This window comes from Nocardia sp. NPDC052316, assembly GCF_044547795.1.
GTDB lineage: Bacteria > Actinomycetota > Actinomycetes > Mycobacteriales > Mycobacteriaceae > Nocardia.
In genome coordinates this window covers 377,643-394,699 of the sequence record NZ_JBIUBB010000006.1, presented here as the reverse complement: position 1 = coordinate 394,699, position 17,057 = coordinate 377,643, and the positions used below count along the sequence as shown (strand labels likewise).

The following is a 17,057-nucleotide window of genomic DNA, read 5'->3' as shown; positions in this document are numbered from 1 at the left end:
CTTCGTCTCGAGATTCCATCTGCATTTCCCCGCGCGCCTGCGGTGGATGCCCTGGACACACCACGGCAGACCATACGGGTTATGTAGTCGCGGCAAAAGGGGTGATCGTTACCGCCGGGTTGCCCCATCATGCCTGAACTACCCCCGTTCCGGCGCGCTCGACCCACCTTCGCACGTTCCTAGTGCGCCCGCGGGTCGAGCAGGTCGGAAAGGCCGGGGCCGATCTCGGCCAACGCCTCCGGCGTGGTCATCTGATCGTGCGCGACGCCGACCGGGTGATCTTCGACACGGCCGTCGACGAACGGTTGCCAGTTGGCTGCCGCCGTCTCGTGCCCGGCCGCGCTGTAGTAGTCGAGCCTGCCGCGGAACACCTCGGGGCGATGCTCGGCGATGAGCTCGGCCGACCGCACCGCGCTGCGGTAGATCCGGCGCACCCGCTCCGGGGTGAGCACGGCCATGTCCGGCGGGATGGTGGCGTGCAGCGCGGCGAGCGCCTCGTCGCTGAGGTCGTGGATATCGCCCTCGGTGGGCAGCAGCGCGTCGGCACCGATGCCGAGCTCGCTCAACGCCTCCCGGATCGCGGCCCGGAAGTCGGTGACATCGATGTCGGGGTGGCTGTCCAGCATGACCAGCAGCGCGACCTCCTCGCCCGCGGCCTGCAGTTCGGTCGCGACGGCGTGCGCGAGCACACCGCCGAGCGACCAGCCGAGCAGCCGGTACGGCCCGGCAGGCTGCACGGCGCGGATCTCCGCGACGTACCGGCTCGCCATCTCCGCCAGCGAGGTGGGCAGATAGCCGTCTTCGGTCAGCGCGGGCGACTGCAGACCGAAGATCGGCCTGCTGGCGGGCACATAGCGGGCCAGACCCGCGTAGCACCAGGACAATCCGTACATCGGATGCAGGCAGAACAGCGGCTCGGCGGCGGCCGTGTCGTGCGGCACCCTGGTGCGGATCGGCAGCAGCACACCGAGCGCCGCGTTCGAGTCCAGGTCGTAGTCGTGGTCGCCGGCCAGCGCCGCGAGGATGCGGGTGGCCAATGCGCCGGGGGTGGAGTCGGTGAAGAACCACTGCACCCTGACCTCGGCGCCGGTGAGCGTGCGCAACCGGCTGACCGCGCGGGTGGCGACCAGTGAATTGCCGCCGAGATCGAAGAAGTCGTCGTCCAGGCCGACCCGTTCGACGCCGAGGATCTCGGCGAACACCTCGACGATGGTCCGCTCCAGCGGGGTGGTCGGCGGCCGGTACGGGCGGGCGGCGAGCTCGGGCACCGGCAGCGCCTTGCGGTCGAGCTTGCCACTCGCGTTGAGCGGCAACGCCTCTAGCACGACGAACGCCGACGGCACCATGTACGACGGCAGCGCGCCGCGCGCGTGCAACAGCACCGCGGTCTGGTCGACGGTCTCCCCCGGCATGGCGACCAGGTAGGCGACCAGCCGGTCACCCGACGGGCCGCCGACGAGGGAAACGGCGGCGTGGCGCACCGATTCGTGGCCGAGCAGCACGGTCTCGATCTCGCCGAGTTCGACGCGCTGACCGCGCAGCTTGACCTGGAAGTCGCTGCGGCCCAGGTACTCCAGCGCGCCACCGCGCCAGCGGACGATGTCACCGGTGCGATACAGGCGCATACCGCCCTCGTGCGCGACGAAACGCTCCGCGGTGAGGGCCGGGGCACCGAGGTAGCCGCGGGCCAGCTGTACGCCCGCGATATACAGCTCGCCCGCGGCGCCGGGCGGCACCGCGCGCAGCTGCCGGTCCAGCACGTGCACCTGGGTGTTGGCCACCGGCGTACCGATCGGAACCGACAGTCCGGCAGTCTCTTCCACCCGGTAGTCGGTCACCACGGTCGCCTCGGCGGGCCCGTACCAGTTCACCAGTCGGGTATCCGGAATGGTGTGCGCGAAGGTCGTCGCGGTCTCCGTGGACAGCGCCTCACCCGCGGCGAACACCCGGCGCAGGCTCGGGTAGTCCGCCGCCGAATCCGGAACGAGGAAGGCGTCCAGCATCGACGGCACGAAATGCACCGTGCTGACCGCGTTCTCGGCGATGACCTTCGCCAGATACACCGGGTCACGGTGGCCGTCGGGCTCGGCCACGACGATCGAGGCGCCGGTCTGCAAGGGCCAGAACAGCTCCCAGGTGGAGATGTCGAAGGTGATCGGCGTCTTGTGCAGCACCACGTCGCCGGTGTCGTGCGGGTAAGCCCGCTGCGCCCAGCGGAACTGGTTGACCATCTGCCGGTGCGTGATCACCACACCCTTCGGCCGGCCGGTGGAGCCGGAGGTGTAGATGACGTAGGCGACGTTGTCCGGACGCACCCCGGTGTCCGTGCGCGGGACCGAGTCCAGCGGCAGGTAGAGGGTGTCCACCGCGACGACCGGGATATCGGTGTCGCTCACGAAGGCGTCGCCGGTGGTCAGCACGCAGGCCGGGGCGGCGCTGGCCAGCACGTACTCGTTGCGCTCGGCCGGGTGGTCCGGGTCGATCGGCAGATAGCCCGCGCCCGCCCGCAGCACCGCGTACACGGCGACGACCAGGTCGATACCGCGCCGCATCGCCACGCCGACCAGCGATTCCGGCCCGACACCCCACCGGGCGATCTCCACGGCCAGCGCGCGGGAGCGCAGGTCGAGCTCGGCGTAGCTGAGCGTGACCTCGCCGAAGCGCACCGCGACCGCCTCCGGCGTGCGGGCCACCTGAGCGTCGAACAGCGACAGCAGCGTCGCGTCGTCGAGCAGCTGCGGCACCTCGGTGGCGTTGCGCGCGGCCAGCTCGGCCCGCTCGCTGTCCAGCAGCACGTCGATGTCGGCCACGCGCGCCTGCGGGTTGGTCACGAAGCGGCGGATCAGGGCCGAAAGCCGTTGCGCGAGCGCCTGTGCCGCCGCCTCGTCGAACAGGTCACGCAGGTACTTCACCGAGACCCGCAGCTGACTGTCCAGCACCACCATCACGGTGAGTGGGTAGTGCGTGCCGTTGACCGCGCCGACGCCGGTGACGCTCATGCCGTCGATGGCGCTGGCCTTGTCCAGGCCGTCGCGGTCGACGGGGAACGATTCGAACACCACCAGGGAGTCGAAAAGCCCTTCCACGCCGACGGTTTCCTGAATATCGCTCAGCCCGAGGTAGTGGTGGTCCAGCAGCCCGGCCTGTTCGGCTTGCAGCTGGCGCAGCAGCCCGCCCAGGGTGTCGGTGGCGCCGAGGCGCACCCGCACCGGGATCGCGTTGAGGAACAGGCCGACCATGCTCTCGACGCCGTCCAGTTGCGGCGGCCTGCCGGAGACGGTGGCGCCGAAGACCACGTCGTCTCGGTCGACGCTGCGCCCGATCAGCAGACCCCACGCGGCCTGCACGACCGTGTTCACGGTGACGCCGAGGCCAGAGGCGAGCCGGGTGAGCGCGGTGGTGTCGGACTGCGCCAGCTCGAAGCCGACTTCGCCGACCCCGGCCGAGATTTCGCGGCCCGGATCGACCGGCGCCAGTGGCGTCGGCTCGGTGATCCCGTTCAGCGCGGCCCGCCAGGCTTCGCGGGCGGCGTCGGCCTTCTGCGCGACCAGCCAGGCCAGGTAGCCCCGGTAGGACGGAACCTTGGGCAGATGCCGCGAATTGCCGCCGAGCGCGTACAGCGTCAGCAGGTCCTTCATCAGCAGCGGCATCGACCAGCCGTCGATCAGGATGTGATGGCTGGTGACCAGCAGGTGGTACGTGCCGGTGGCGGGGCCGTCCGCGGTCGCGGGATCGGCCGCGGCGGACCGGATCAGCGCGAACCGCAGCAGCGGCGCGGTGCGCATATCGAAGTGATCGGCCAGGTCGGCGGCCTTGATACCGGCCAGTTCCGCCGCAGCGGCCTCGGGCGCGAGCTGGCCGAGATCGATGTAGCGCCATGGCACTTCGAGCGAGTCCTGCACGACCTGCAGCGGATTGCCCGCGTCGTCCTCGGCGAAGGCGACGCGCAGGTTGTCGTGCCGGTCCAGTACGGCCTGCGCCGCGGCGTGCATCCGTCCGACGTTCACCGTGCCGCCGAGGTCGAGGACGAACTGGGTGGTGTAGACGTCGACCGACGACTCGGCGAGCAAGGCGTGGAACAGCATCCCCGACTGCAGCGGCGTCACCGGCCAGACATCGGTGAGGTTCGGATAGGCGGCGGCGAGCCGGTCGATGGTTGGCTGCTTCAGCCGGACCAGCGTGAAGTCCGAGGGCGTGTAGGTGACCCCGTCCGCCCGCAGCCCGTGCTCGGCCAAACCGCCCAGCGCGTAGATCCAGTGCTCGGCAAAGGTTTTCACCTCGTCGGCGGCGAATACCGCGGCGGCGTAGTCGAACCGGGCCACCAGGCCGTCGTCGGCGGCGTCGACGGTCAGGTCGAGCAGCAGATCGTCGGCCGGGGTGTCGGTGTGCACCCGGGCCGGGCGCAGATCCCGGTAACGCAAGGCGAATCGACCGCGGCCGAGCTCGCTCAGTTCGGCGGCGGTGTCCGCGTTGAGGTAGCGCAGCAGGCCGTAACCGACACCGTGCGAGGGCACCGCGCGGCGCAGCTCCTTGATCTGCGCCAGCGCGGCCCCGGCCGCCGGACCACCGACGAGTGCGTCGTCGGCGTCGATTCTGGTGAGCCGCAACGGAAGCGGATACTCGGTGGTGAAGCCGCCGACCATGCTCTCGTCGGCACCGGTCGCGGACCGCTCGTCGGCGGAGAGCCGGATCACCGAGCCCAGCGCGCGGGTGACCGACTCGCCCGCCGAGGTCTGCAGGGCCAGCGCGACCGCGGTCAGCAGAACGTCGTCCACGGTGGCGTGGTAGGCGGTTGCCGCGGCGACCACGGCGGCGGCGCCCTCCGCGGTGATGGCCAGCGAGACGCGGCTGCGCACCCGCAGATCGTGCCCGTCGGCGACGTTCCCCTCGGGGACGGTCGCCAGCATGCGCTCCCACCAGCCGAGCTCGCCGACGGTGCGCAGATCGTGCGCCTTGGTCGAGAGCGCGCGAATGAGCACGCCGAGACCGGACTCCGGCGCCGCGGGCGCGGCGTGCCTGCCGCGGCTCCAGGCCGCGGTCAGCTGGTCGACCATGGTCCGCCACGAGATGTCGTCCACGACAAGGCCGTTGGCGACGACGATCAGCGTCGACCGGCCCTCGGGGCCGCCGGTCAGCACGAAGTGGATATTGCGGCCCTGCTCGGGATCGAGCGCCGCCGCGGCGGCCTGCACCACATCGTCGATGGGCAGCGTGGTTTCGCCGTGCTGCGCGTCGAGCCTGCGGAACGCCTCGCCGGTGCGTTCGTCGGCGGGCGGGATGCGCAGCACCGGGGTGTCCCCCGAACGATCCAGCCGGACCCACAGCATCGGATGCTGCTCGAGCACCTTGCCGACCGCGGTGTGCACGGCTTCGACGGCGCAGCTCTCCGGCACGTCGAGCGCGATGGCGCGCACCTCGACGCCGGTGTCGAGCAGCCGCGCCGCGTGCGGGGTCAACGGCAGATCGCCGGATTCGTCGCCGGGGCCGTCCTCGACCGTGGCGGCCTTGGCCAGCGCGGCGACGGTGCGCAGCTCGAAAACGTCACGCGGAGCGAAGCTCACGCCACGCCCGCGCGAGCGCGACACCACCTGGATGGAGACGATGCTGTCGCCGCCGAGGGCGAAGAAATCGTCATCGAGGCCGACCCGGTCGATGCCGAGGACCTCGCCGATCACCTCGGCGATGGTCAGCTCCGCCCGGGTCTGCGGCGCGCGGTACGCGGTGGTCTCGATGGCGGGTTCGGGCAGTGCGCGCCGATCCAGCTTGCCGACCGGTGTCAGCGGAATCTCGTCCAGCACGACGATGGCGGTGGGCACCATGTACTCCGGCAGTACGGTGCCGAGCTCGTCGGTCAGGTCAGCGACGTCGAGCGTTACGCCCTTGGCGGGCAACACATAGGACACCAGCATCGTCGCGCCCGAGCCGGATTCACGGCCGAGAGTGACGGCGAACTCGACGCCGGGCTGCGCGGTGAGCGCGGCATCGATCTCGCCGAGCTCGATCCGGAAGCCACGCACCTTCACCTGGAAGTCGTTGCGCCCCACATACTCCACGACCGGCTCGCCGCCGGAGCGCGGCCCGCCCGCCACCCGGCCGCCGCCCCCCATCGAATCGCTTCGCGATGCAGGCAGCCACCTCACGACATCGCCGGTGCGATAGAGCCGCTCACCGGGCACGCCGTAGGGGTCCGCGACGAACCGGCTCGCGGTAAGTCCCGGCTTGGCGTGGTACCCACGCGCCAGCTGGATGCCGCCCAGATACAGCTCGCCCGCAACACCTTCGGGCACCGGACGCAGCCTGCGGTCCAGGACCAGCGACCGCATGCCGCGGATGGGACCGCCGATGGTGACCGGCTCCCCCGGCCGCAGCGGGTCGCTGATGTTGGTCATGATCGTGGTCTCGGTGGGGCCGTAACCGTTGTAGAAGCGCCGGTTCTCCGCACCCGCCCACTTAGCGACCAGGTCGGCGGGCACGGCTTCGCCGCCCGCCACGATCGCCTGCATGCCCGAGAGCGCGTCCGGGTCGAGCGAGGCGAGCACCGAGGGCGTGAGGAAGGCGTGCGTCACGCCCTCGGCCCGGATGAGGTCGGCCAGCTCGCTACCGCCGAACGTCAGCGGCGGCGCGACCACCAGTGCGCCCGCCGAGCCGAGCGCGAGCAGCAGCTCGAGCATCGAGGCGTCGAACGAGGGTGAGGCGAAAGCCAGTGCGCGGGTGGACTGGTCGAGTCCGTAGCGCTCCACCTGTTCGGCGCTGAAGTTGGCCAGGCCCGCGTGTGTGACCACCACACCCTTGGGTAGCCCGGTGGAGCCGGAGGTGTAGATCACGTACGCGGCGTTGCTGCTCCGGATGGGGCCGTGGCGTTCGGTGAGACTGATCGGGCGATCCGAGCGGGACGCGACGTCGAAGGTGAAGTCGCGATCGTCGAGCACGAACCAGGGGCGTCCGCCCGCCATGGCGGGCAGCGCGCCGAGCTCGGCGGTGAGCGTCACGCCAAGCGCCGCACCGGAATCGGCCACCATGTGCGCGATGCGCTCGGGCGGGTAGGTCGGGTCGATCGGTACGATCGCCGCCCCGGTCTTGGCGATCGCCCACAGCGCGAGCATGGATTCCACCGAACGCCGGACCGCAAGCGCGACCAGCACATCCGGGCCCGCGCCGCGATCGATGAGTGTGCGCGCCAATTGCGAAGAGGCGGCGTCGAGTTCGACGTAGCTGAAGGACCGGCCGCCGACGACGAGGGCGGCGCCGGTGGGATTCCTGGTGACCGCCGAGGCCATCAGTTCCGGCAGGCTGCGCGGCGCGATGGCGTCGCCGCCCGAGCGGGTGACCAGCTCGGCCCGCTCCGACTCGTCCAGGATCTCCAGGTCACCGACGGCGGTGGCCGGATCCTGCGCGACGGCGGCGAGGATGCCGCGGAAGCGGCGACCGAACTCGGCGACCGTGTGCTCGTCGAACAGGTCGCGGGCATAGGTGAATTCGGCGGCGAGGCCGGCTTCGGCGCCCGCCTCGGTGCGCTGCTCGCGCACGGTCAGCAGCAGATCGAACTTGGCGGTGTCCGCGGCCGGGTCCAGCGCGGCGAAACTCAGACCGGGCAGCTCGAAGCTGGTGGCGGCGAGGTTCTCGAAGGACAGCGCCACCTGGAACAGCGGGTGGCGACCCGCGGAACGCTCCGGATCGAGCACCTCCACCAGCCGCTCGAACGGGGTGTCGGAGTTGGCGAAGGCCCGCAGGTCGGTCTCCCGGTTGGCCGCGAGCAGTTCGGTGAAGCCGAGATCGGCCGCGACCCGGGTGCGCAGGACCAGCGTGTTGACGAACATGCCGATGAGATCGTCGAGCTCGGGCTCGCCGCGGCCCGCGATCGGGGTGCCGATGGCGACGTCCTCGGTACCGGACATCCGTGCCAGGAACACCGCCAGGGCGGTGTGCACGACCATGAACAGGGTCGCGTTGTGCTGCTTGGCCAACCCGACCAGCGCGGCGTGCACGTCGGCGTCGACGACGAAATCGGTTTTGCCGCCCGCGAAGCTCTGCGCCGCGGGCCGTGGCCGATCGGCAGGCAGGTTCAGCTCGTCCGGCAGATCGGCGAGTTCGGTTGTCCAATAGGCGAGTTGCGCGCCGGCGAGGGACTCGGGGTCCTCGTCGCTGCCGAGTACGCTGCGCTGCCAGAGCGCGTAGTCGGCGTACTGGATCGGCAGCGGCGCCCAGGAGGGCGCTTCGCCACCGCTGCGCGCGGCGTAGGCCAGCATCAGATCTCGGGTCAACGGGCCCATCGACCAGCCGTCCGCGCTGATGTGGTGCGCGACGAACACCAGGACATACTCGGTGGCCGCCAGCTGGAACAGCCTGGCGCGGAACGGCACCTCCATGGTGACGTCGAAACCGGCGGAAACGATGCGCTGCACCTCGTGCGCCACGCGTTCCTCGCCGATCTGCGCGGGGGCCAGATCCACCGAGACCTCGTGCGGCGCGAGGACGCGCTGCTCCGGACCGTCCATCGTCTCCGGGTAGACGATGCGCATGATCTCGTGGCGCGCGACGAGATCGGCGACGGCCTGCTGCAACGCGTCGACATTCAGGTCACCGGACAGCCGGATGGCGGCCGGGATGTTGTAGACGGCGGCCGAGGTGTCGAACTGGTTCAGGAACCACATCCGCTGCTGCGCGGAGGACAGCGGAATGTGCGCGGGGCGCGGCTGGGCGACCAGCGGAGTGCGGGTGGTCTCCGCGGTGGTGTGCTCCACCTTGATCGCGAGCCCGGCCACCGTGGCGGCCTCGAACAAGGCGCGGACCGGGACGCGAGCATCCAGCGCGGCACCGATGCGCGCCGCGACCTGCGTGGCCAGCAGCGAGTTGCCACCGAGGGCGAAGAAGTCGTCGTCGGCGCCGACCCGCTCGACGCCGAGCACCTCGGCGTATACCGCGGCCACGATCTCCTCGATCGGCGTCGACGGCGCTCGGAACACCTGAGCCTCGAACTCCGGCTCCGGCAACGCCTTCCGATCCAGCTTGCCGTTCACATTGAGCGGCAGGGCGTCCAGCACCACAAAGGCCGACGGCACCATGTACGACGGCAACGCCTCGCTCAGCGCCGACTTCACCTGCGCCACATCGAGACCGGCGTCCTCGGACGCCTCGCCAGCGGCGGCGGAGGCGGCGGCCTGCACGGCGAAGGAAGCGGCGGGGGCGGCGGCTTCGGCTCGACCGACCAGATAGGCAACCAGGCGATCACCGGTCTTGGGATCGGACTTGGCGACCACCGCGGCCTGGGCGATCTCCGGCAACGCCAGCAGCGCGGCCTCGATCTCGCCCAACTCGATCCGGAAACCACGGACCTTCACCTGGAAGTCGGTGCGGCCCTGGTAGTTCAGCTCGCCGTCGCGGTTCCAGGCCACCAGGTCACCGGTGCGGTACATGCGCGCGCCGGGCTGGAACGGATCGGCCACGAACCGATCCGCGGTCAGATCGGCCCGGCCGAAATAGCCGCGGGCCAGCTGAGCCCCCGCCAAGTACAGCTCACCGGAGACACCGACGGGCACGGGGCGAAGTCGCGAATCCAGCACGTAGACCTGGCTGTTCCACTCGGGCGCACCGATCGGCACGGAGCCATGATCCGCCTCGGTCACCCGGTGCCGAGTGATCGACACCGCGGCCTCGGTGGGGCCGTACAGGTTGAACAGTTCGGCCTCGGGCCGCGTCGCCAGGAACCGCTGCGCCAGCGCGGCGGGCAACGCCTCACCGATGGCGAGCACCCGCCGCAACGGCGACGGTTCCGGCGCGGACTCGGTGCCGGTGTGCACCAGCAGCGCATCCAGCATGGACGGGACGACATGCAGCGTCGTCACCGCTTCCCTGGTGATCAGCTCGTTGAGGTAGGCCGGGTCGCGGTGCCCGTCCGGGGCGGCGAGCACCAGCTTGCCCGCGCACACCACCACCGACCAGAATTCCCAGACCGAGAGGTCGAAGGTTGCCGCCGTCTTCAGCAGCACGGCGTCGCGCTCGGTCAGCCCGAATTCGGCCGTCTTCCACTGCAACTGGTTGGCGATCGCGGCGTGCGAGACGGCGACGCCCTTCGGGCGACCGGTCGAGCCCGACGTGAAGATCACGTACGCGGTGTTCGCGGGGCGCAGCGGCGCACGACGTTCGGTGTCGGCGAGCGGCCCGCTGGGGAAGGCGCTCAGGACGAGCTCGTCGACGGGCACCACCGGCGCGACCTCGGTGTCGAAGTCGGCGTCCGCGTTGGTGAGCACGCACACCGGTGCCGCGGTCGCCAGGATGTAGCGGGTGCGCTCGGCGGCCTGGTCCGGGTCGACCGGCACGTACGCGCCACCGGCTTTGGCGACGGCGTACATGGCGACGACCAGGTCCACCGAGCGGCGGAAGGCGAGCGCCACCCGCGACTCCGGCCCGACCCCGATCGAGATCAGGTAGCGGGCAAGGCGATTCACCCTGGTGTCCAGCTCGACGTAGGTCAGCTCGTGCCGGGCGCCGTCGGGCAGGTCGGCCACCACCGCGACGGCCTCGGGTGCCGCCGCAAGCACCGCGCGCTGCAGGAACCACGGCAGCGTCACGGCCGGGTCGACCTGGTGCGCGGTGTCGTTCCACTGAGACAGCACCGAGTTGCGCTCGTCGGCGGCGAGCAGATCGATATCGCCGACGGGGATCGTGGCGTCGGCTACCACGGCGGCGAGGATCCGCGCGAGCCGCTCGGCGAAGCCTTGTACCGTCGCGGCGTCGAAAAGATCGGTGGCGTAGGTAAAGAACCCGCCGAGACCGGTTGGCGTGCCGGACTCGTCGTAGCTGTCCCCCACGATCAGGTGCAGATCGAACTGCGACACATCGAGGTTCGCGTCGACGCCGGTCACGGCAAGGCCGGGTAGCTCGAGTGCGGTGCGCGCAATGTTCTGGAACGACAACCCCACCTGGAACAGCGGGTGATGGGCGATCGACCGCGGCGGGTTGAGCACCTCGACCAGACGCTCGAACGGGATGTCCGCGTGCGCGAAGGCTTGCAGGTCGGTATCACGCTGCGCGGCAAGCACATCGGTGAACGCCGCGCCGCCGTCGATCGTGGCCCGGAAGATCACCGTGTTGACGAACATGCCGATCAGGTCGTCGAGTTCGCGCTCGCCGCGACCGGCCACCGGGGTGCCGATGGCGATGTCGCCGGAGCCGGACAACCGGGCGAGCAGCACCGCCAGCGCGGTGTGCACGACCATGAACAGCGTCGCGCCGTGCGCGCGAGCGAGTTCCACGAGACCGGCATGGGTGGCCGCATCGATCTGCACGTCCACTCGGGCACCGGCCATCGACGCGATCGCCGGGCGCGGCCGGTCCGTCGGCAGCTCCAGCAGGTCGGGCAACCCCGCGAGCTGCTTGCGCCAGTACAGGATCTGCTGCGCGGCAATAGATTCCGGATCGGACTCGTCACCGAGCACCGCCCGCTGCCACAGCGCGTAGTCGGCGTACTGCACCGGCAACGGATTCCAGCCGGGCGCCTCGCCCGCGGTCCGGGCGGCGTAGGCCACCATCACGTCGCGCACCAGCGGGCCCATCGAGGAGGCGTCCGCCGCGATGTGATGCACCACCACCGCGAGGACGTGGTCCGATGCCGCTGTGCCGTCGGTGATCTGGAGCAGGCGCACGCGCACCGGCACCTCGTCGGTCACGTCGAACGGTGTCGCCGCCAGGGCGTACACCGCGCCGGGCACCTCGGCCGCGGCGACGGGATGGGCGGTGACGTCCAATTTCACCCGACTCGCGGGCAGCACCACCTGGATCGGGCCGTCCGCGTGCTCCGGGTACACGGTGCGCAGCACTTCGTGCCTGCTCACCACGTCGTCGAGGGCCGCACCCAGCGCCGCGACATCCAGCGCGCCGGTGAGCCGCAGGGCGAACGGCAGGTTGTACGCGGCCGAACCTACCGCCGCGTCACCGTCGGACTGGTCGAACCGATTGAGGAACCACATCCGTCGCTGCGCGAGCGACAACGGCAGCCGGTCGGGGCGGGCGATGCTACCCAGCGGCACGCCGCGCGCGCCGTGCGTCTGTGAGTCGATCGCGGCGGCCAACGACTGCACCGTCGGCGTCTCGAACAGCGTCCGCACCGGGACCCTGGCATCCACCGCGGCGCCGAGCCGGGCCACCAGCTGAGTAGCGATCAGCGAGTTGCCGCCGAGGGCGAAGAAGTCGTCGTCGGCGCCGACCCGGTCGAGGCCGAGCACCTCGCCGAACACCTCGGCGACGATCTCTTCGACCGGCGTTGCGGGCGCGCGGAATTCGCGGGCGGTGAAGGTCGGCTCGGGCAGCGCCTTGCGATCGAGCTTTCCGCTCGGGTTCAGCGGGAAGGCGTCCAACGCGACGATCGCGGTCGGAATCATGTAGGCGGGCAACGTTTCCGCGATCGCGGCGAGCAGGTCCGCCTGCTCGACCCGCTGTCCCGGCACCGCGACGACGTAAGCCACCAGCTGGTCGCCCAACGTGGATCGGCTGACCAGCGCCACCGCCTGATTGACCGACGGCTGGGCCAGCAGCGCGGTCTCGATCTCCCCGAGCTCGATGCGCTGGCCGCGGAACTTGACCTGGAAGTCGGTGCGGCCGAGGTAATCCAGCCGATGCGACCGATCGGCGGTGCGGTCGCGCCACACCACCAGGTCGCCGGTGCGGTACATGCGCTCGCCGAAGCCGAACGGGTCGGCCACGAACCGATCCGAGGTCAGATCGGGGCGCCGGACATAGCCGCGGGCCAGCTGATCACCGGACAGGTAGAGCTCGCCCGGCACCCCGGCGGGGACCGGACGCAGTCGCCCGTCGAGTACATACACCCGGGTGTTCCACTGCGGCAGGCCGATCGGCACCGAGCGGGTATCCGACCCGTCGGCGGGCCAGTAGGTGACCGACACCGCGGCCTCGGTCGGGCCGTAGAGGTTGTGCACCCGCGCGTCCGACACCGCGGCGAACGCGGCGACGGTCTCCGGCGGCAACGCCTCGCCGATCACGAAGACGTCCCGCAGGGTCGGGCAGGCACCCGCCGCGGTGTGTGCGGCGAACACGGTCAGCATCGACGGCACGAAGTCGGTCACGGTGACCCGCTGTGCGGCAATGGTTTCCGCGACATACACGGGATCGCGATGTCCGTCGTGCGTGGCGACGATCAGTTTCGCGCCGACGCGCAGCGGCATGAAGAAGCCCCACAGCGACACATCGAAGGTCGTCGCGGTCTTCTGTAGATAGGCGTCGTCGGCACCGAGTGGGTACTCCGCCAGCATCCATTCGATCTGGTTGTTGATCGCCGCATGCGAGACCGCGACACCCTTCGGGCGACCCGTCGAGCCCGAAGTGAAGATGACATACGCGGGATGCTGCGGCAGTACCTTCCGCAGCAGTTCCTCTTCGCGGACCGGGGCGCCGTCGAAGGCGCTGGTATCGACGGCATCCAGGGTCAGCACCGTCGTGCCGGCGGGCACCTGCACCGCATCCTTCGACGTGGTTACCACGCAGGCTGGTTGCGCCGTCTCCAGGATGTGCGCGATCCGCTCGGCCGGATGATCCGGATCCAACGGCACATACGCGCCACCCGCGGTCACGATCGCGTACATGCCGACAACCAGATCCAGCGAACGCCGAATCGCCAGCCCTACCAGCGACTCCGCACCCACACCCTGCGAAATCAACAGCCGGGCAAGCTGGTTGACCCGCTGGTCGAACTCACGATAGGTAAGCGAAGTGCCCTCGTAAGCCAGCGCGACGGCATCGGGATGCGCCGCCGCCGTCCGCCGGTATCCGTCGAGCAGCAGTTCTGGCGCGACCGCGTGCCGAGTCTCGTTCCAGCCGACCAGAATCCGCGCCAGCTCATCCGGCGCCAGCAGATCGATCTCCCCGACCGCGCGATCCGGGTCCGTGCCGACGGCGGCGAGCAGGCGCTCGAAGCGTCGCGCGAACTCCGCGATGGTCGACTCGTCGAACAGATCCGTGGCATAGGTGAACTGCGCGGAGAACCCGTCTTCGGCCTTGGGCACCACGGTCAGCTGCAGGTCGAACTTGGCCACCGCGCCGTCGAATTCGACCGCGTGCGCGGACAAGCCGGGCAGCTCGACGTGCGCCTTGCTCATGTTCTGGAAGAACAGCGCCACCTGGAACAGCGGGTGGTGGGCCTGCGAGCGCACCGGATCGAGGACCTCGACCAGCCGCTCGAAGGGTAGCTCGGCATGCGAGAACGCGGCCAGGTCGGTCTCTGTGGTCGCGGCGAGCAGCTCGGCGAACGAGGCACCGGGCGCGATCGGCGTGCGCAACACCAAGGTGTTCACGAACATGCCGATCAGCCCGTCGAGCTCGCGCTCGCCACGGCCGGCGACCGGTGTGCCGATGACGATGTCGTCGGTGCCGGTGAGCCGGGCGAGCAGCGCGGCGAACGCGGCGTGCACCACCATGAACTCCGAAGCGCCCGACCGCTGGGCCAGCTCGGTGAGTCCGCGATGCACCTCGGCGGACACCTCGAAGGTGTACTCCGCTCCGGCATTCGAGGCGATGGCCGGGCGTGGCCGGTCCGCGGGCAGGTCCAGTCGATCCGGTATGCCTGCCAGCGCGGCGCGCCAGTAGGCGATCTGCGCGGCGGCCACCGAGTCGGGGTCGTTCTCGTCGCCGAGCACCGCGCGCTGCCACAGCGTGTAGTCGGCGTACTGCACCGGCAGCGGCGGCAGTGCGGGCGGGGCGCCGTTGCGCCGGGACAGAAAGGCGCCGAGCAGATCCCTCAGGAACGGGGCGACCGAGGCGCCGTCGGCGGCGATGTGGTGCACGACCACGACGACCACGTGTTCGGTGGGCGACAGTTCGGCCAGCGCGACACGCAGCGGCACCTCCGCGGCGACGTCGAACCCGGCCAGCGCGAGCCCGCGCAACCAGTCCGCCAGTTCGTGCTCGGCGAGCGGCTTGGACGCCAGATCCGGAACAGCCTGTGCTGCAGGAAGAACCACCTGGTAGCCGGTGCCGTCGATGGCCGGGTACACGGTGCGCAGCGTCTCGTGCCGTTCGATCACATCCATGATCGCGGCTTGCAGCACTGACACATCCAACGTGCCGGACAGCCGGACCGCGATGGGAATATTGTTCGCCGCCGACGCGGTGTCGAACTGGTTCAGGAACCACATCCGCTGCTGCGCCAGTGACAGCGGAATGTGTTCGGGCCGTTCCATCGGCGCGAGCGCACGCCGATCCCCGGCGCCCTTCAACGACTCCATCCGCTCGGCAAGGCCCGCGACCGTCGGCGTCTCGAAGATGAGCCGCGCGGGCACCCGAGCGGACAGTGCCGTACCGAGCCGAGCCGCCGCCTGGGTGGCGATCAGCGAATTGCCGCCGAGTTCGAAGAAGTGGTCGTCGGCGCCCACCGGGGCGCCGGGCCCGAGCAACTCGGCGAAGACGTCGGCGACCAGCTCTTCCAGCGGGCCGACCGGAGCGCGAAACACCTTGGTCTGCAAGCGCGGTGCGGGTAGCGCGGCGCGGTCGAGCTTGCCGACCGGCGTCAGCGGAATCGCGGCGATCACCATGACCACCGTCGGCACCATGTGCGCGGGCAGGCGCTGCTCGGCGACGGCGGCCAGCTCGGCGGCGTCGGCGGCCATGCCGGGCGCGGAGTGCACGTAGGAGACGAGAATCGTGGCGCCGCTGTCCAGTTCGTGGCCGACGGTGACCGCGAAGTCCACCGTCTCGTGGGCGGCGAGCACCGCGTCGATCTCGCCGAGCTCGATGCGGAAGCCACGAATCTTCACCTGGAAGTCGTTGCGGCCCAGATACTCCAGCTCACCATCGGCGTTCCAGCGGACCAGGTCACCGGTCCGGTACAGCCGAGTGCCGTTGGCGTCGAAGGGATTGGCGATGAAGCGGGCCGCTGTCAGCCCGGCCCGGTCGTGGTAGCCCCTGGCCAGCTGCGCGCCGGTGATGTACAGCTCGCCGACCGCCGCGCCGGTCACCGGCACCAACTGCTCGTCGAGCACGTACTCGGTGACCGCGCGGATCGGCGCGCCGATCGTCACCGGCGCGTCCGGGGCCAGCGGCGCACTGATGTTCGTCATGATCGTGGTCTCGGTGGGCCCGTACCCGTTGCAGAACTCCCGGACCCGCTTGCCGGACACCGGTACCACCCAGCGCCGCACCAACTCCGGCGGGCACGCCTCGCCACCCGCGACGACCACCCGCAGCTCGTCGAGTCCGGCGGGATCCACCGACGCGAGCGCCGCAGGCGTGATGAACGCGTGCGTCACGCGCTCTCTGCGGATCAGCCCCGCGAGTTCCTCGCCGCCGAACACGGTCGGCGCCACCACGACCATGGTGGCCGCGCCACCGATGGCGAGCAGCAGCTCCAGCACCGAGGCGTCGAACGACGGCGACGCGAAATGCAGCGTCCGCGAATCACTCGTCACCTGGTAGCGCTCGCGCTGCTCGTCGCAGAAGCCGGACAGGCCGGCCTGGGTGACCACGACGCCCTTGGGCGTGCCGGTGGACCCCGAGGTGTAGATCACGTAGGCCGGGTGTTCGGCGCGTAGCGGGCGCACCCGGTCGACATAGGTCACCGGGTCCGCCGGGAACTCCTCGAGCCACCTTGCGCAGTCGGCGGTGTCGATGGACAGCCAGTCGACCCGGTCCGGCAGGTCGTCACGTACCGCGGCGACGGTCAGTCCGCAGACCGCGCCGGAGTCGGCGACCATGTGCTCGACCCGGTCGGCCGGGTAGTTCGGATCCACCGGCACGAAACCGGCGCCCGCCTTGGCCACCGCCCAGACCGCGACCACGGAGTCGATCGAGCGCGGGATGCCGACTGCCACCAGGTCCTCGGGGCCGACGCCCCGGTCGATCAGCAGCCGCGCCAGCCGGGTGGAGCGCTCATCCAGTTCGGCGTAGCTCAGCTGCGCCAGCGTGCCGGTGGCGTCGGCGAGCACCACACCGAGGCCGTTCGGGTTCGCCTCGACAGCAGTCGCCATCAGCTGCGGCAGTGTGGTGACCCTGGCTCGTCTGGTTCGGGTAGGCCGAACTCTGGCTGGGCGGGTCATGCGCACACCGCTGCGCGA

1 protein-coding gene is annotated in these 17,057 nt (G+C 70.5%); it reads right to left on the bottom strand.

The genetic code is table 11. From position 1 onward, the window contains the following. Nucleotides 1-179: 179 nt before the first annotated feature. Nucleotides 180-17,039, bottom strand: coding sequence for an amino acid adenylation domain-containing protein (locus ACIHA7_RS29495; protein WP_397294179.1), 16,860 nt, complete (start codon nt 17,037-17,039; stop codon nt 180-182). Nucleotides 17,040-17,057: the final 18 nt, after the last annotated feature.

Coding starts and splice junctions, on each gene's coding strand:
- ACIHA7_RS29495 (WP_397294179.1), bottom strand. CDS start 17,039: ATGACCCGCCCAGCCAGAGTTCGGCCTACCCGAACCAGACGAGCCAGG.